15 protein-coding genes are annotated in these 15,190 nt (G+C 70.2%); 9 read left to right on the top strand and 6 right to left on the bottom strand.

Annotated features, from left to right (window positions below; translation table 11 throughout):
* Positions 1 to 270 precede the first annotated feature (270 nt).
* Positions 271 to 744 carry a hypothetical protein gene (locus tag AB0M87_RS10700; protein ID WP_365851587.1) on the top strand — a complete coding sequence of 158 codons (474 nt, stop codon included), beginning with the start codon at positions 271 to 273 and terminating at the stop codon, positions 742 to 744.
* Positions 745 to 840: 96 nt separating this feature from the next.
* Here the strand turns inward: AB0M87_RS10700 and AB0M87_RS10695 are convergent, their stop codons facing one another.
* The 4 genes from AB0M87_RS10695 to AB0M87_RS10680 form a co-directional block, all read right to left on the bottom strand.
* Positions 841 to 1,443, bottom strand: coding sequence for a nucleoside triphosphate pyrophosphatase (locus tag AB0M87_RS10695; RefSeq protein ID WP_365851586.1), 603 nt, complete (start codon positions 1,441 to 1,443; stop codon positions 841 to 843).
* A 49-nt stretch (positions 1,444 to 1,492) separates the two neighbouring features.
* Complete coding sequence (locus tag AB0M87_RS10690) at positions 1,493 to 1,621, bottom strand: hypothetical protein (RefSeq protein WP_365851585.1); 129 nt, start codon at positions 1,619 to 1,621, stop codon at positions 1,493 to 1,495.
* 74 nt (positions 1,622 to 1,695) lie between these two features.
* Complete coding sequence (locus AB0M87_RS10685) at positions 1,696 to 1,902, bottom strand: acyl-CoA carboxylase epsilon subunit (protein WP_365851584.1); 207 nt, start codon at positions 1,900 to 1,902, stop codon at positions 1,696 to 1,698.
* A 32-nt stretch (positions 1,903 to 1,934) separates the two neighbouring features.
* On the bottom strand, positions 1,935 to 3,518 hold the full coding sequence (locus AB0M87_RS10680; RefSeq protein ID WP_365851583.1) for an acyl-CoA carboxylase subunit beta: 1,584 nt from the start codon (positions 3,516 to 3,518) through the stop codon (positions 1,935 to 1,937).
* A gap of 132 nt (positions 3,519 to 3,650) precedes the next feature.
* Here AB0M87_RS10680 and AB0M87_RS10675 point away from each other — a divergent pair, with 132 nt between their 5' ends.
* The 5 genes from AB0M87_RS10675 to hutH all read left to right on the top strand — a co-directional run bounded on the left by AB0M87_RS10675 (position 3,651) and on the right by hutH (position 9,866).
* The gene (locus tag AB0M87_RS10675) at positions 3,651 to 4,541 is read left to right on the top strand and encodes a biotin--[acetyl-CoA-carboxylase] ligase (RefSeq protein ID WP_365851582.1); all 891 of its coding nucleotides are present in this window, start codon (positions 3,651 to 3,653) and stop codon (positions 4,539 to 4,541) included.
* Between the two features lie 218 nt (positions 4,542 to 4,759).
* The gene (locus AB0M87_RS10670) at positions 4,760 to 5,944 is read left to right on the top strand and encodes an adenylate/guanylate cyclase domain-containing protein (protein WP_365851581.1); all 1,185 of its coding nucleotides are present in this window, start codon (positions 4,760 to 4,762) and stop codon (positions 5,942 to 5,944) included.
* Between the two features lie 67 nt (positions 5,945 to 6,011).
* On the top strand, positions 6,012 to 6,848 hold the full coding sequence (locus tag AB0M87_RS10665) for an enoyl-CoA hydratase-related protein (protein WP_365851580.1): 837 nt from the start codon (positions 6,012 to 6,014) through the stop codon (positions 6,846 to 6,848).
* A 94-nt stretch (positions 6,849 to 6,942) separates the two neighbouring features.
* Positions 6,943 to 8,073 (top strand): GGDEF domain-containing protein, encoded by a 1,131-nt coding sequence (locus tag AB0M87_RS10660; protein ID WP_365851579.1) that lies wholly within the window; start codon positions 6,943 to 6,945, stop codon positions 8,071 to 8,073.
* 224 nt (positions 8,074 to 8,297) lie between these two features.
* The gene (gene hutH / locus AB0M87_RS10655) at positions 8,298 to 9,866 is read left to right on the top strand and encodes a histidine ammonia-lyase (protein WP_365851946.1); all 1,569 of its coding nucleotides are present in this window, start codon (positions 8,298 to 8,300) and stop codon (positions 9,864 to 9,866) included.
* A 58-nt stretch (positions 9,867 to 9,924) separates the two neighbouring features.
* Here hutH and AB0M87_RS10650 read toward each other — a convergent pair whose 3' ends face one another.
* Positions 9,925 to 10,179, bottom strand: a complete 255-nt coding sequence (locus AB0M87_RS10650; RefSeq protein ID WP_365851578.1) for a hypothetical protein — start codon at positions 10,177 to 10,179, stop codon at positions 9,925 to 9,927.
* Positions 10,180 to 10,530: 351 nt separating this feature from the next.
* On the opposite strand from AB0M87_RS10650, the gene AB0M87_RS10645 reads away from it, so the two are divergent.
* The 3 genes from AB0M87_RS10645 (at position 10,531) to AB0M87_RS10635 (ending at position 14,174) form a co-directional block, all read left to right on the top strand.
* Positions 10,531 to 11,796: an Ig-like domain-containing protein gene (locus AB0M87_RS10645; RefSeq protein WP_365851577.1), complete on the top strand. Its 1,266-nt coding sequence runs from the start codon at positions 10,531 to 10,533 to the stop codon at positions 11,794 to 11,796.
* Between the two features lie 157 nt (positions 11,797 to 11,953).
* A complete protein-coding gene (locus AB0M87_RS10640) occupies positions 11,954 to 13,426 on the top strand; it encodes an ABC transporter permease (RefSeq protein ID WP_365851576.1) in 1,473 nt (490 codons plus the stop codon).
* 64 nt (positions 13,427 to 13,490) lie between these two features.
* Positions 13,491 to 14,174, top strand: a complete 684-nt coding sequence (locus AB0M87_RS10635; RefSeq protein ID WP_365851575.1) for an ABC transporter ATP-binding protein — start codon at positions 13,491 to 13,493, stop codon at positions 14,172 to 14,174.
* A gap of 65 nt (positions 14,175 to 14,239) precedes the next feature.
* On the opposite strand, the gene AB0M87_RS10630 is transcribed toward AB0M87_RS10635, so the two are convergent.
* A complete protein-coding gene (locus tag AB0M87_RS10630; protein WP_365851574.1) occupies positions 14,240 to 15,103 on the bottom strand; it encodes a helix-turn-helix transcriptional regulator in 864 nt (287 codons plus the stop codon).
* Positions 15,104 to 15,190 lie beyond the last annotated feature (87 nt).

The raw sequence follows: 15,190 nt of genomic DNA, 5'->3' as shown, positions 1-15,190 counted from the left end.
GCGTGATCCGGTCTTCGCTCAAGTGCGAAGTCCCTTGTCGCACCACGGTAGGGAGGGTTCCCGGAACCCACAGTAGCTCCGGAATGTGGCCGAGGTCTCTGTCACTCAAGCGATCCGCGACTCAGGTTTCTTTGTCGGGTCCCTACGACGTGGCGAATGATTCTTTGCGGTGCGCTCAGATGCCTTGTCCCCACGCTTACCGGTTAGTAGCCTGCGGGGGTGCCGCACATACGTGCGGTAACAGGCGGTAGGGATCCAGGGGGTGGGGCCATGGTGCGCAGATCGGTGGCCTGTGTGGCTGCGCTCGTCCTCTTCCTGGAGGCGTTCGGCATGGCCTTCGTGAATCTGGTGCTCGGGAAGGTCGCCGACAACCAGAACATGTCCATGGCCGGGATGGACCCCGGCGCGATGGCCAAGGGCGCTTGGGGGGCCGGCCTCGTCTTCGGCCTCTACCTGCTGCTCTGCGCTTACTTCCTGGGCCGCACCGGTCTCACGGACCGCGGCCCCGGCCGCTTCGGCAGGATCCTGCTGATCACCTGCGCGGTGGTGCACGGTGTGCTGGGCGCGCTGACGGTGGGTCTGGTCGGCTGGCCGGCCTTCGTCTTCATGATGGTGGTGCTTGCTCTGATCGTGTGGACCCTGGTGGCCTACGACCGGGACCGCCCGCGACCCACGACCTCCGACGCGCCGCCGAACGAGGGCACCCGGCCGGACGGCGGGAACGGCGCGCCGGCCGCGGTCTGAGCGGCGGCGGGGCGGCTTCCGCCGGGACGGCAGCTCTCAGACCCACACATCTCAGACCCACACGTCTCAGACCCACACGTCTCAGACCCACACGTCTCAGACCCACAAATCGGTGATGGACACGCCCAGTTCGCTCAGCAGCCTGCGCAGCAGCGGCAGGGAGAGGCCGATGACGTTTCCGGGGTCGCCCTCGATGGAGTCGACGAACGGCGCCGAGCGGCCGTCGAGGGTGAAGGCGCCCGCTACGTGCAGCGGCTCCCCGCTCGCCACATAGGCGGCGACCTCGGCGTCCGTCGGCTCACCGAAACGGACCGTGGTGGCCGCGGTGGCCGCCGCCCGCCGGCCGGTGACCGTGTCGATCACGCAGTGGCCGGTCTGCAGCACCCCTGCCCGGCCGCGCATCGACTTCCAGCGGGCGGTGGCCTCCTCGGCGTCGGCGGGTTTGCCGAGCGCCTCGCCGTCGAGCTCCAGTACCGAGTCGCAGCCGATCACCAGGGCCCCGGCGGCTTCTTCGCGGGCGGCCACGGCGGACGCCTTCGCCCGGGCCAGTACGAGAGCCAGCTCGGCGGGGGTCGGCGCGCTGAGCGCGTCCTCGTCCACGCCGCTGACGATCACCTCGGGGGCCAGCCCGGCGTTGCGGAGCAGACCGAGGCGGGCGGGGGACGCGGATCCGAGCACGAGGCGGCGCTGAGCAGTCATGGCGTCATCGTAGAGCGGCGCCGGACCGCTTTCCGTATCAGCTTCCGTATCAGCTCAGGCCCAGCACGAGCATGGCCAGCACCATCGCCAGCGCGAGCACGAGCCCGGCACGGCGCAACATCGCCTGCACGTCGCGCAGATCCTTCGGGGGCCCGTTCTCCGGGTCGGACCACAGCATGCAATCGATGGTGCGACGTGCGGGGCCCGTGGCGCCTGAGTACGGATACTCAGCAGCCCCGGGCCGGACGGGACCTAACCGGGCCAGTACGTACGCGCCCAGGCCCGTGGCCCCGGCCGGTCCAGTCGATGGCGGGCGATGCGGGCCGGGTCGGACCAGCCCTCGGGCGGCAGTGGCGCGCCGGACGGGGCGGAAGCCGTCGCCGCGGCGCGCGCCTGGACCACCGCCAGGGCGGCGGCCAGCTCCTCGGGGGTGGGGTTGCCCCGTACGACCTTGATCATGGGCGGGCCCTTTCTGGAGTTCCGGTGGCGGTCTAGAGCGGGATGTTGCCGTGCTTCTTCGGGGGCAGGGATTCCCGCTTCGTCCGCAGTTGACGCAGCCCGCGCACGATGTGCCGCCGGGTCTCGGACGGCATGATCACCGCGTCGACGTAGCCGCGCTCGGCCGCCACGTACGGGTTGAGCAGGGTGTCCTCGTAATCGGAGATCAGCTCGGCTCGCGTCGCCTCGGCGTCGTCGGCTGCCGCGATCGTGCGCCGGTGCAGGATGTTCACCGCGCCCTGCGCGCCCATCACGGCGATCTGCGCGGTCGGCCAGGCGACGTTGAGGTCGGCGCCCAGGTGCTTGGAGCCCATCACGTCGTAGGCGCCACCGAACGCCTTGCGGGTGATGACGGTGATCAGCGGGACGGTCGCCTCCGCGTAGGCGAAGATCAGCTTCGCGCCGCGGCGGATGATGCCGCCGTACTCCTGGTCGACGCCCGGCAGGAAGCCCGGCACGTCCACGAAGGTGATGACCGGCACGTTGAACGCGTCACAGGTACGGACGAAGCGCGACGCCTTCTCCGAGGCGTCGATGTCCAGGCAACCGGCGAACTGCATCGGCTGGTTGGCGACGATGCCCACCGGGTGCCCCTCGACCCGGCCGAAGCCGGTGATGATGTTCGGTGCGAACAGCGCCTGCGTCTCCAGGAATTCCGCGTCGTCCAGCACGTGCTCGATGGCGGTGTGCATGTCGTACGGCTGGTTCGCCGAGTCCGGGATGAGGGAGTCCAGCTCGCGGTCCTCGTCCGAGGTCGACAGGTCGGCCTCCTCCGGGTAGACCGGCGCCTCGGAGAGGTTGTTCGAAGGGAGATAGGAGAGCAGCGACTTGACGTACTCGATCGCGTCCTTCTCGTCGCCCGCCATGTGGTGCGCCACACCGGACGTGGTGTTGTGCGTCCGGGCGCCGCCCAGCTCCTCGAAGCCCACGTCCTCGCCGGTGACGGTCTTGATGACGTCGGGTCCGGTGATGAACATGTGCGAGGTCTGGTCGACCATCACGGTGAAGTCGGTGATGGCGGGGGAGTACACCGCGCCACCGGCGCACGGGCCGACGATCAGGCTGATCTGCGGGATCACGCCCGAGGCGTGGACGTTGCGGCGGAAGATCTCGGCGAACAGACCGAGCGCCACCACACCTTCCTGGATGCGGGCGCCACCGCCGTCGTTGATGCCGATGACCGGGCAGCCGGTCTTCATGGCGAAGTCCATGACCTTGACGATCTTCTCGCCGTACACCTCGCCGAGCGAGCCGCCGAAGATCGTGAAGTCCTGCGAGTACACGCACACCGGGCGGCCGTCGACCGTGCCGTAACCAGTGACGACACCGTCGCCGTACGGGCGGTTCTTCTCGATGCCGAAGTTGGTCGAGCGGTGCCGGGCGAACTCGTCCAGCTCGGTGAACGATCCCTCGTCGAGCAGCAGCTCCACCCGTTCACGGGCCGTCAGCTTGCCCTTGGCGTGCTGCTTCTCGACCGCGCGCGCCGAGCCGGCATGGGTCGCCTCGTCGATACGGTGCTGAAGGTCCGCGAGCTTCCCCGCGGTGGTGTGGACGTTGATCGCTTCCGGCTCGGACATCGGGATGCGGCTCCCTGGCTGCTCAGGCGTCGGTCGGGGGGACGTGCGGGTGTTGCCTTGCTACTGACACGTAGCGTATCGGCGCTGGTGCGCCTCGGCAGTGCGTCGTTTGCCACACCTAATCTGGGTTGCATGACGTCATCGGATGTACCTGACAATCGCTGGTCGGACCTGGGGCGGCCCCCGCTGAACGCCACCGCGCTGCGCCGCGCGTTGCTGCGGCCCGGCGCGCTGTGGACCTCGCTCGATGTCGTCCGGACCACCGGATCCACCAACACGGACCTGGTGCGGCGTGCAGCGGAGCTCCCGGAGGGCGCCGTGCTGGTGGCCGAGGAACAGTCCGCGGCACGGGGCCGGCTCGACCGGCAGTGGTCGGCGCCGGCGCGTTCCGGGCTCTTCTTCTCCGTCCTCCTGCGGCCCGGCCCGGAGGTGCCCATCGAGCGCTGGGGCTGGTTGCCGCTGCTCACCGGGGTCGCGGTGGCCACCGGACTCTCCCGTTCGGCCGGCGTCGACACCGCGCTGAAGTGGCCGAACGACCTGCTGGTCAGGGTCCCCAAGGACTCCGACAAGCTTCGTCCAGGGGAGGCCCCATTCGAGGACGAGCGCAAGGCCGGCGGCATCCTCGCCGAACGGGCCGACGACGGCGCCGTGGTGATCGGGATCGGCCTCAACGTCTCGCTCAGCGCCGAGGAGCTGCCGGTGCCCACGGCGGGTTCGCTGGCCCTGGCCGGCGCGGTCTCCACGGACCGCGACACCCTGCTGCGGGCGGTGCTGCGCTCGCTGGAGCACTGGTACGGCGAATGGCGCGCCGCAGGGGGCGACCCGGCGGCGTCCCGTCTCCAGGAGGCCTACGCGGCCGGCTGCTCGACCCTGGGCCGCTCGGTACGGGCGGAACTGCCCGGCGACACCTCGCTGACCGGCGAGGCGGTCGCGGTGGACGGCGACGGCAGGCTGGTACTGGCGACGGCGCAGGGGGTGCAGCCGGTCGGCGCAGGTGACATCGTTCACTTGCGACCGGCCTGATCCGGGGCCGATCGGGGCGCCGTGCCGGGCCGAAGCAGTCTCGGCACGTGAGCTACGGCACACCTGCCGTATGGTTGAGGCGATCCGTGGCAGATCGGCACGGCACGACATCCGCATTGCCGTGACCTGCAGATCACCGCGACATCACGGCGACATCCAGATCGGCCGGGACATCAGATCGACATGGCATTGCGCACGGAATGGGCAGGAGGCGGCAGGTGACCGTCGACGACATCTCGTCCGGCTCGGGCGAGGAACAGCCGCCTTTCTCGCCCTACCGCACCCCGCACCACGAGGTCGACCACACAGCGGAACCGACCGATGACCCGCTCGCCATCCGGCTCGAGCAGTTGATCCTCGGCGCCGACCGGCGCTACACCCCCTTCCAGGCCGCCCGCACGGCCGGCGTCTCCATGGAGCTCGCCTCGCGTTTCTGGCGGGCCATGGGCTTCGCCGACATCGGTCAGGCCAAGGCGCTCACCGAAGCGGACGTGCTCGCGCTGCGCCGTCTGGCCGGTCTGGTCGAGGCCGGGCTGCTGAGCGAACCCATGGCGGTGCAGGTCGCCCGGTCCACCGGCCAGACCACTGCCCGGCTCGCCGAGTGGCAGATCGACTCCTTCCTGGCGGGCCTGACCGAGCCGCCCGAGCCGGGTATGACCCGCACCGAGGTCACCTATCCGCTGGTCGAGCTGCTGCTGCCGGAGCTCGAGGAGTTCCTGCGCTACGTGTGGCGGCGCCAGCTCGCCGCGGCGACCGGGCGGGTGGTGCAGGCGGCGGACGACGAGGAGATGGTCGACCGTCGTCTCGCCGTGGGCTTCGCCGACCTGGTCGGCTTCACCCGGCTGACCCGCCGCTTGGAGGAGGAGGAGCTGGGCGAGCTGGTCGAGGCGTTCGAGACGACCTGCGCCGACCTGGTCGCCGCACACGGCGGCCGGCTCATCAAGACGCTCGGCGACGAGGTGCTCTACGCGGCGGACGACGCGGGCACCGCGGCGGAGATCGCGCTGCGGCTGATAGAGACCATGAGCAACGACGAGACCATGCCGGAGCTGCGCGTCGGTATCGCTTTCGGCACCGTCACGACCCGGATGGGCGATGTGTTCGGCAACACCGTCAATCTGGCCAGCAGGCTCACCTCGATCGCGCCCAAGGACACCGTCCTGGTGGACGGGGCGCTCGCCGAGGAGCTGGGGCGCACGGCGGAGGCGCCGGTCTCCGAGTCGGAGGCGGCGGCGGCGGCCGAGCGTGCGGAGAAGAACGGCGAGGAGCCGCCCAGCTACCGCTTCGCGCTCCAGCCGATGTGGCAGCGCCCGGTGCGTGGCCTCGGCGTGGTCGAGCCCTGGCTGCTCACCCGCCGCACCACCGAGGACCGCCGTACCACCGACGACAGCCGCACCGGCTGACGACCGCCGCACCTGACCGCCGCCCGCCGGGCTGACGACCGCCCCACCGGCTGGCTATCGTGCCCGGATGACATCGGAAATCTCAGATACTGAACAGACTTCCCCGGAGCAGCCGGGAGCCGTGCGGCGCTTCGGCGAGTTCGTCGCCGTCCGGCGGCACGGTCACGTCGCCGAGCTGGTCCTGGACCGGCCCAAGGCCATGAACGCGGTGTCCACGGCGATGGCCCGGTCCATCGCGGCGGCCTGTGAGGCCCTGTCGGCCGACGCGTCGGCGCGGACCGTGGTGGTGACCTCCACCCATGACCGGGCCTTCTGCGTGGGCGCCGACCTCAAGGAGCGCAACTCGCTCACCGACGCCGAGCTGGTACGGCAGCGGCCCACCGCCCGGGCCGCCTACACCGGCGTACTGGAACTCCCCATGCCCACCATCGCCGCCGTGCAGGGCTTCGCGCTGGGCGGCGGCTTCGAGCTGGCGCTGGCCTGCGACGTGATCGTCGCCGACGCCACGGCGGTGGTGGGGCTGCCCGAGGTGTCGGTCGGCGTGATCCCCGGTGGCGGCGGTACCCAGCTGCTGCCCCGGCGGGTGGGCGCGGCGCGCGCCGCCGAGCTGGTGTTCACGGCGCGGCGGGTGGAGGCCACCGAGGCCAGGGAACTGGGCCTGGTCGACATCCTCGCCGAGGACGCGCGCGCCCGGGCGCTGCAGCTGGCGGCCGGTATGGCGGCGAATTCGCCGGTCGGACTGCGAGCGGCGAAGCGGGCGATGCGGCTGGGCCACGGGCTCGATCTGCGGGCGGGTCTCGAGGTCGAGGACGCGGCCTGGCGTTCGGTGGCCTTCTCCGGGGACCGGGCGGAGGGCGTAGCCGCCTTCAACGAGAAGCGGAAGCCGGAGTGGCCCGGGGAATAGTCCGGAGGTTTCCGTGCGGTGGGCGTCCCCGTGTGTGTCACAGTGCGTGACGGATAACTGCTCAAAACGCCTGAAGCGTCCCTAAGCTGGAGTAATGGGCGACGATGTGCGGCTCCGGGCGGTGGTGACCCTGGCGCAGGCAATGGCCTCGGCTCCCACTCCGCGTGCGTCCTGGCGCGCGGCCGCACGGGGCGCGTGCGACGCCCTCGGCGGCAGCTTCGGTGCGCTCTCGGTGTGGGAGCGGGAGCTGGGCCGGCTCCGGGTGCTGGCCAATGTGGGGGAGCGGGCCGAGGGGGAGGAGGAATTCCCCGAGGCCGAGACGTACCCGGTGAACCACTTCCCGGAGATCGCGGAGTTCCTGCACGAGCGCTGGGCGAGCGGCGGTGAGCCCAACGCCTGGGTGGAGACGTCCGAGGGACCGGCCGAGGGCTCTGCCGGTTACTGCCACCAGCGGGTGGCCGCACTGCGCAAACGTGGCCGGGGCAGCTGCGTGGTCGCACCGATAGTGCTGCACGGCCGGGCCTGGGGCGAGCTGTACGTCGCCCGGCCGATCGGGGTGGCGGTCTTCGACCGTGCCGACGCGGACTTCGCCACCGTGCTGGCCGCGGTGGTGGCGGCCGGGCTGGCCCAGAGTGAGCGCCTCGAGGAGGTCAGGAAGCTGGCCTTCACGGATCCGCTGACCGGGCTCGCCAACCGGCGGGCCGTCGATTCGGGCCTGGACCGCGCGGTGGAGCGCTTCCGGGCCGACGGCACGGTGGTCAGCCTGGTGGTCTGCGATCTGAACGGCCTCAAGCGGGTCAACGACACCCACGGCCATGCGGTGGGCGACCGTCTGCTCGAACGTTTCGGCTCGTTGCTCTCGGTGTGCGGTGCGATGCTGCCCGGCACACTGGCCGCCCGGCTCGGCGGTGACGAGTTCTGCCTGCTCTCGGTGGGCCCCGAAGCGGACGAGGTCATCCGGGTCGCGGGGCAGCTCTGCGTGCGGGCCGGCCGGCTCTACCCCGGCGAGGGCGTGGCCTGCGGCATCGCCTCCACCGGCGACCCCATCGGCCCGTTGTCCTCGGCCCGTCGCCTCTTCCGCCTCGCGGACGCGGCCCAGTACCGGGCCAAGGCGGCGCGGTCGGCGAAGCCGGTGGTGGCGGGGCGGGACGGGGCGGTGCTCCGGCTGGCGGATGCGCCGCCGGAGGGTGGGGACCGGCGGAGGTTGCGGGGCAAGCGGGGGTAGTGGGCGGGGGCCTTTCCCCTACCCTCCCTTCCCGAACGGGGGCTCCGCCCCGGGCCCCGGTCCTCAATCGCCGGACGGGCTCGGATTTGCCGGCGTCAGCCTGGTTGTGCAGGCTCGTTCACTTCGTGGTGCAGGTGGTCCGGACACGTCCGTCCGTGGCTCAGCCAAATCAAGAGAGTCCCGGTAAGCGGACCGGCACGGTCCGTACCCTTTTGCATATGGGTATGCACACCGTCCTCGTGGGAACATCCGGCACCACCCCCGAGGACGTCCTGGCCGTGGCCCGTCACCACGCCCGAGTGGAGATCTCCGAGGACGCCCGCGCCGCCCTCGCCGCCGCGCGCGAGATCGTGGACGCGCTGGCCGCCGAGCCGGAGCCGGTGTACGGCGTTTCCACCGGGTTCGGTGCGCTGGCCTCCCGGCACATCGGGCCGGAGCTGCGGGCACAGTTGCAGCGCAACATCGTGCGTTCGCACGCCGCGGGGATGGGTCCGCACGTCGAGCGTGAGGTGGTGCGAGCGCTGATGTTCCTGCGGCTCAAGACCGTCTGCTCGGGGCACACCGGGGTGCGGCCGGAGGTCGCGCGGACCATGGCCGATGTCCTGAACGCGGGCATCACCCCGGTGGTGCACGAGTACGGCTCGCTCGGCTGTTCCGGAGACCTGGCGCCGCTGTCGCACTGTGCGCTGACCCTGATGGGCGAGGGCGACGCCGAAGGCCGGGACGGCATCGTCCAGCCGGCCGGTGAGCTGCTGGCCGCCGCCGGGATCACCCCGGTCGAGCTGTGCGAGAAGGAGGGGCTGGCCCTGCTCAACGGGACCGACGGCATGCTCGGCATGCTCGTCCTGGCCCTCGCCGATCTGCGGCGGCTCTACACCTCGGCGGACATCACCGCCGCGCTCACCCTGGAAGCCCTGCTCGGCACCGACAAGGTGCTCGCGCCGGAGCTGCAGGCCATCCGCCCGCACCCGGGCCAGGCTGCATCGGCCGCCAACATGCTGAAGGTACTGGCCGGTTCGGGACTCACCGGGCACCACCAGGACGACGCACCCCGGGTCCAGGACGCGTACTCGGTGCGCTGCGCCCCGCAGGTCGCCGGTGCGGGCCGGGACACAATGGCTCACGCCCGTACCGTCGCCGAGCGGGAGTTGGCTTCGGCCGTGGACAACCCCGTAGTACTGCCCGGGGGCACCCCCCAGGCCGAAGGCTCCGGGGGAGGACGGGTCGAGTCGAACGGTAACTTCCATGGCGCGCCGGTCGCCTACGTACTCGACTTCCTGGCCATCGCCGCCGCCGACCTCGGATCCATCACCGAGCGCCGCACCGACCGGCTGCTCGACAAGAACCGCTCGCACGGCCTGCCGCCGTTCCTGGCGGGGGACGCCGGCGTCGACTCGGGTCTGATGATCGCCCAGTACACCCAGGCGGCGCTGGTCAGTGAGATGAAGCGGCTGGCGGTGCCGGCCTCGGCCGACTCGATTCCGTCGTCCGCCATGCAGGAGGACCACGTGTCCATGGGCTTGTCGGCCGCGCGGAAACTGCGGACCGCCGTCGACGACCTGACCAGGATCGTGGCCATCGAGCTGTACGCCGCGACTCGGGCCATCGAGCTGCGCAGGGGCCTGGCGCCCGCGCCGGCGAGCACCGCGGTGATCGACGCGGTACGGAAGGCGGGTGTCGGGGGTCCGGGGCCGGACCGGTTCCTGGCGCCCGACCTGGCCGCGGCCGATGCCTTCGTCCGGGACGGCAGCCTCGTCAGGGCGGCGGAGCGGGTGACCGGGGCACTCGACTGAACCCCCGAGCGAACCGCGGACCGGGCGCCCTACGGCTCAGGCGTCGGCGCCCTACCGCTCAGGCGTCCGGCGTCCGGCGCCGCGCGATGGCCACGGATGCCGTACCGAGCCCGAGGAAGACCGATCCGCCGATCAGAAAACGCGTCGAGTCCACCGAGGTGTGGTTCTGCCCCAGCGCGGCCGTGTGCTGGGCGGCGTGCGCCGGGGTGGCGGACCTGGGCGCGTCGGTGGCGTTCGCCGAGGGGACGAACCACAAGGCACAGAGAAGCGTTCCCGCTGCGGTGGCGGTCAACAGCGGTCGGCGAGCTGACACAGGTTCGATCTCCCTTGCGGCACACGCTGATTGGGCCGTGTGCGCCGATGGTAGTGAAGGCAGCGCCTCGCAGGAAAGTCGTAGAGGCCAAGAGGTTTATCCGGCTGCCATTCATCCGAGGGCTATATGTCCGTATATGCGCGCATATAGACCGGATCAGTGGGATTTGGGAGCGCGTTCGGTAGCGAGGACCCGCCGCGCCGATCGACTACGATTCGGCACATTGCGAGTGTCGTTTCGCACATCTTCCGCGGATGTGGAACCGACGTCCCCCCGCAGAAGTTCTTATAGCAGTGCAGGGACACGCTGCCGAGGCGACCTGCTCGGGGAATTTCGGGGTATACGGCAACGATGGAGAAGCGTGTGATGACGAACAGTAAGCGGCGCAAGAGCCTCATGGCTGCGTCCGCGCTGCTCGGTGGCGTACTGGTGCTGACGGCCTGCGGTGGTGGCGACAAGAAAGCCGACGGTTCGGACAACAAGCAGCCTTCGCAGAATTCGGTCGACGCGGCCGCGGCGAAGGACACCTCGGCTGCCCGAATAGCGATCACCCCCAAGAACGGCGCCGACAACGCCAGCATCAACAAGAACACGAAGGTCACGGTCGTCTCGGGCAAGCTGACCAACGTCTCGATGACCACCTCGGCCGGTAAGTCGGTCAAGGGCACCATCGCAGCCGACGGCACCAGCTGGCAGCCGGACGGTCAGCTGGAGCGCTCGACGACCTACCAGATCACCGCCACCGCCGAGGACAGCAAGGGACGCCAGGCACACGAGAACTCCTCGTTCACCACTGTCTCGCCCGCCCACAGCTTCATCGGTAACTTCACCCCCGAGGACGGTTCGACGGTCGGCGTGGGCATGCCGGTCTCGATCAACTTCGACAAGGCGATCACCAACAAGAAGGCTGTCGAGGACGCCATCACGGTGACGTCGAGCAGCGGCCAGCAGGTCGTCGGCCACTGGTTCAGCTCCACCCGGCTCGACCTGCGCCCCGACCAGTACTGGCAGGAAGGTTCGACGGTCACCATGAAGCTGGCCCTGGACGGCGTCGAGGGCGCCGGCGGGGTCACCGGTGTCCAGGACAAGACCGTCAGCTTCAAGATCGGCCGCAACCAGGTCTCCGTGGTCGACGTCGCCGCGAAGTCGATGAAGGTCATGCAGGACGGCAAGACGATCAGGACCATCCCGATCTCGGCCGGCGCTCCCGAGCACACGACGTACAACGGCCAGATGGTGATCTCCGAGAAGTACAAGGAGACCCGGATGGACGGTTCGACGGTTGGTTTCACCAACTCGGACGGCAAGGGCGAGTACGACATCAAGGACGTCCCGCACGCCATGCGGCTGTCCAGCTCCGGCACGTTCATACACGGCAACTACTGGGGTGCGAAGTCGGTCTTCGGCTCCGCGAACACCAGCCACGGCTGTGTCGGGCTCTCCGACACCAAGGGTGCCAACGACCCGAACACGCCTGCCGCCTGGTTCTACAAGCACTCACTGATCGGTGACGTGGTCGTCGTCAAGAACTCCAACGACAAGCAGATCCAGCCCGACAACGGCCTCAACGGCTGGAACATGAGCTGGTCGGCATGGAAGGCCGGCTCCGAGGCCTGATCCGCAGGCGTCGCCCAGCCCCCATCCCCGTACGACGGCGGCCGGTCCCCAGGACAACTCCTGGCGGACCGGCCGCCGTCGGCGTATCCGCCCGCTTCTCATCGATCTCTCACGCCGGGCTTATCCCGCCATCACCGACGGTACCTACCTTCACCTCATGTTCTTCACCTACCTCCGGCGCGAGCTGCGCCGCCGCAGAAAGGCGGCGCTCGTCGTCGCCTCGGGGCTCGCCCTCGGTATTGCGCTGGTCATCGTCGTCAGCTCGGTCTCCTCCGGGATGGGCCAGGCCCAGGACAAGGTCCTCCAATCGCTGTACGGCCTCGGCACGGACATGACGGTCACCAAGGCGGAGGCCCCGGCGGGCACCACCGGCGGCAACGCCCGTCCGAAGTTCCGGTTCGGCGCGAAGGGCAACAGCGACGACACCCAGCAGAGCAGCGACCGGGTCATGGTCCAGGGCTTCCAGACCCTGGCCTCATCGACCGTCGACAAGGTCGCCGCGCAGCAGGGCGTCGCCAGCGCCGTCGGCGGCCTGAGCCTGAGCGTGCTGAAGGTCGACGGTCAGTTCAAGCGCGGCGAGTTCAAGCAGCGGTCCGGCAGCGGCAGCAGCACCGGCGGCCGCGGTGGCTACGGCGGCGGCGCCCCGCAGGGTGAAGTGCAGGGCGGCGGGGCCGATTTCCAGGTCGACTCCTACACCGTGTACGGCACCGACGTCAGCCACCTCGGCCTCGGCCCGCTGACCTCGTCGAAGATCACCTCGGGACGTACCTTCAGCAGCTCGGAGACCAACGCCAAGGTCGCCGTGGTCGACGCCTCCTACGCCAAGAAGAAGAAGCTCAAGGTCGGCAGCACGGTCACGGTCCACTCCGTCACGTACGAGATCGTGGGCGTCGCGACCCCCGACAGCGGTGAGGCGGCCGCCAACCTCTATCTCCCGCTGCAGCAGGCGCAGACGCTGGCCGACGCGAAGAGCAAGGTCACCACGGTCTACGTCAAGGCCGCCGACTCCCAGAAGATCGCCGGCGTCAAGTCGACCATCCAGAAGAACATCTCCGGCACCACGGTCACCACATCGGCCGACCTCGCGGACACCGTGTCCGGCTCGCTCTCCACGGCGTCCAACCTCGCCACCAACGTCGGCACGTGGCTGTCCATCGCGGTGCTGATCGCCGCCTTCCTGGTGGCCGGGCTGCTCACCTCGTCGGCCGTCAGCCGCCGGGTACGGGAGTTCGGCACGCTCAAGGCACTCGGCTGGAAGAGCGGCCGGGTCACCCGCCAGGTCATCGGTGAGGCACTCGTCAACGGCCTGCTCGGTGGCGTACTCGGTATCGCGATCGGCCTGGCCGGTGCGTACGCCGTGACCGCCATCAGCCCCACCCTCACCGCGTCGATCGGCGCATCGGGCGGTGCCGGCGGCTTCGGTCGCGGCGGCAACGGCGGCTTCGGTGGCGGCCCCGGCCGGCAGACCGCGGCCAAGGCGCTGGACATCGCGCTCACCGCGCCGGTCTCCGTCACCACCATCGCCATGGCGGTCGCCCTCGCCGTCGCGGGCGGGCTCATCGCCGGCGGCTTCGGCGGCTGGCGCGCCTCCCGGCTGCGGCCCGCGGACGCGCTGCGCCGCGTCGAGTAGACCGGCGTTCCCGCGCAGAGAGTCGCCCTCACCCCTCCGTACAGCAGGAGTTGGAAACCGTCCCATGTATGAACTCAGCGGCGTCACCAAGCGCTACCAGCGTGGCAAGAAGACCGTCGACGCGCTCGCCGGAGTCGATCTGACCATCGAGGACGGCGGCCGTCTGGTCATCCAGGGCCCCACCGGCGGCGGCAAGTCCACCTTGCTCCAGATGCTCGGCGGTCTGGACCGGCCCACCTCGGGCACGGTGGTCCTGGACGGCGTGGATCTGGGGAAGCTCAGCGAGGCCAAGCTCACCAAGGTGCGCGCGGAGAACATCGGCTTCGTCTTCCAGTCCTTCAACCTCATCCCGACCCTGACCGCTCAGGAAAACGTGGAGACCGCACTCGTCCCGCTCGGCGTCAAGGGCGGCGAGCGGCGCAAGCGGGCCGCCGAAGCGCTGGAGTCGGTGGGTCTGGCCGAACGCGGCGGGCATCTCCCCTCGGAGCTGTCCGGCGGCCAGCAGCAGCGCGTCGCGATCGCCCGCGCCCTGGTCAAGAACCCGAAGGTGCTGCTCGCCGACGAGCCGACCGGCAACCTCGACGAGGGCATGCGCGACGAGATCATGGACGTGCTCGAAGCGCTCTGGAAGGAGCACGGGCTGACCTTCATCATGGTCACCCACGACACGGCGCTCGCCCGCAGGGCGCCGCGCATCGCCACCCTCCGCAAGGGCAAGGTCACCGTCACGGAGAACGCCGCGGTGTGACGGAGCGCCGCCCCGCTCCCGGTCGCCCACCACCGCTGGGAGGTGATCCCGGGAGAGTCTGAATATCAGGCCTCTCCCGGGATCGGCGCCTCGTCCAGACCCCAGGCGGCCAGCAACCGCAGCGTCTCCGCCGATGCGGACCCCGGCTCCGCATGGAACGTGACCAGTGACTGGTCGTGATCCGCCGGCAGCTGCATCGTCTCGTACGACAGCGTCATCGCCCCGACCAGTGGATGTTGCAGACGCTTCACACCGTGCCCCTTGTCCTGCACGGTGTGCGCCGCCCACAGGGTGCGGAACTCCTCGCTCTTCACGGACAGTTCGCCCACCAGCGCCGACAGCTGCGGATCGTCCGGGTAGCAGCCGGCGCACAGCCGCAGGGTGCTCACCAGTTCGGTCGCCTTGCACTCCCAGTCGACGTACAGATCCCGGCTGTTGGGGTCCAGGAACACCAGGCGCGCCATGTTGCGCTCCTCCGGCGGCCGGGCGTTGAAGTCGCCGAACAGCGCCCGGGCCAGCCGGTTCGAACCCAGCACGTCCAGTCGCCGGCCCAGCACGTAGGCGGGCACCCCGTCCATCGCGTCGATCAGCTGCTGCAGTTCGGCCCGCATCCGCTGCGGCCGTGACGCGGCGGCCCGCTTCTTCTTCGGCTTCGGACTGGCGAGATGCGTGAGATGCGCGCTCTCGGTGTCCGAGAGCCGCAGGGCACGCGCGATGGCGTCCAGCACCTCGGTGGAGACATTGCGGCCGTTGCCCTGCTCGAGCCGTGTGTAGTACGCCACGGATACCCCGGCGAGCTGCGCGAGCTCCTCCCGGCGCAGCCCCGGCACCCGGCGGTGCCTGCCCAGGTCGGGCAGGTCCACATCCGCCGGCTTCAGCCGGGCCCGGCGGGAGCGGAGGAATTCGCTGAGTTCGGAGCGCTGGTCCATGCCCCCAGTATCCAGGTCGTATGACTGCCTGCCTGACTCTGCCAGTAGTACGCACAGCAGACGTACGCACAACAGAGGCCTGGGTGA

Origin of the sequence: Streptomyces sp. NPDC051320, assembly GCF_040682175.1 — a bacterium.
Taxonomy (GTDB): Bacteria; Actinomycetota; Actinomycetes; order Streptomycetales; family Streptomycetaceae; genus Streptomyces.
This window is presented reverse-complemented; position numbering and strand designations above follow the sequence as displayed.

Bases quoted from the DNA above. Each gene is read 5' to 3' on its own strand.
- AB0M87_RS10700 (WP_365851587.1), top strand. From the start codon at position 271: ATGGTGCGCAGATCGGTGGCCTGTGTGGCTGCGCTCGTCCTCTTCCTG.
- AB0M87_RS10695 (WP_365851586.1), bottom strand. From the start codon at position 1,443: ATGACTGCTCAGCGCCGCCTCGTGCTCGGATCCGCGTCCCCCGCCCGC.
- AB0M87_RS10690 (WP_365851585.1), bottom strand. From the start codon at position 1,621: ATGCTGTGGTCCGACCCGGAGAACGGGCCCCCGAAGGATCTGCGCGAC.
- AB0M87_RS10685 (WP_365851584.1), bottom strand. From the start codon at position 1,902: ATGATCAAGGTCGTACGGGGCAACCCCACCCCCGAGGAGCTGGCCGCC.
- AB0M87_RS10680 (WP_365851583.1), bottom strand. From the start codon at position 3,518: ATGTCCGAGCCGGAAGCGATCAACGTCCACACCACCGCGGGGAAGCTC.
- AB0M87_RS10675 (WP_365851582.1), top strand. From the start codon at position 3,651: ATGACGTCATCGGATGTACCTGACAATCGCTGGTCGGACCTGGGGCGG.
- AB0M87_RS10665 (WP_365851580.1), top strand. From the start codon at position 6,012: ATGACATCGGAAATCTCAGATACTGAACAGACTTCCCCGGAGCAGCCG.
- AB0M87_RS10660 (WP_365851579.1), top strand. From the start codon at position 6,943: ATGGGCGACGATGTGCGGCTCCGGGCGGTGGTGACCCTGGCGCAGGCA.
- hutH (WP_365851946.1), top strand. From the start codon at position 8,298: ATGCACACCGTCCTCGTGGGAACATCCGGCACCACCCCCGAGGACGTC.
- AB0M87_RS10645 (WP_365851577.1), top strand. From the start codon at position 10,531: ATGGAGAAGCGTGTGATGACGAACAGTAAGCGGCGCAAGAGCCTCATG.
- AB0M87_RS10640 (WP_365851576.1), top strand. From the start codon at position 11,954: ATGTTCTTCACCTACCTCCGGCGCGAGCTGCGCCGCCGCAGAAAGGCG.
- AB0M87_RS10635 (WP_365851575.1), top strand. From the start codon at position 13,491: ATGTATGAACTCAGCGGCGTCACCAAGCGCTACCAGCGTGGCAAGAAG.
- AB0M87_RS10630 (WP_365851574.1), bottom strand. From the start codon at position 15,103: ATGGACCAGCGCTCCGAACTCAGCGAATTCCTCCGCTCCCGCCGGGCC.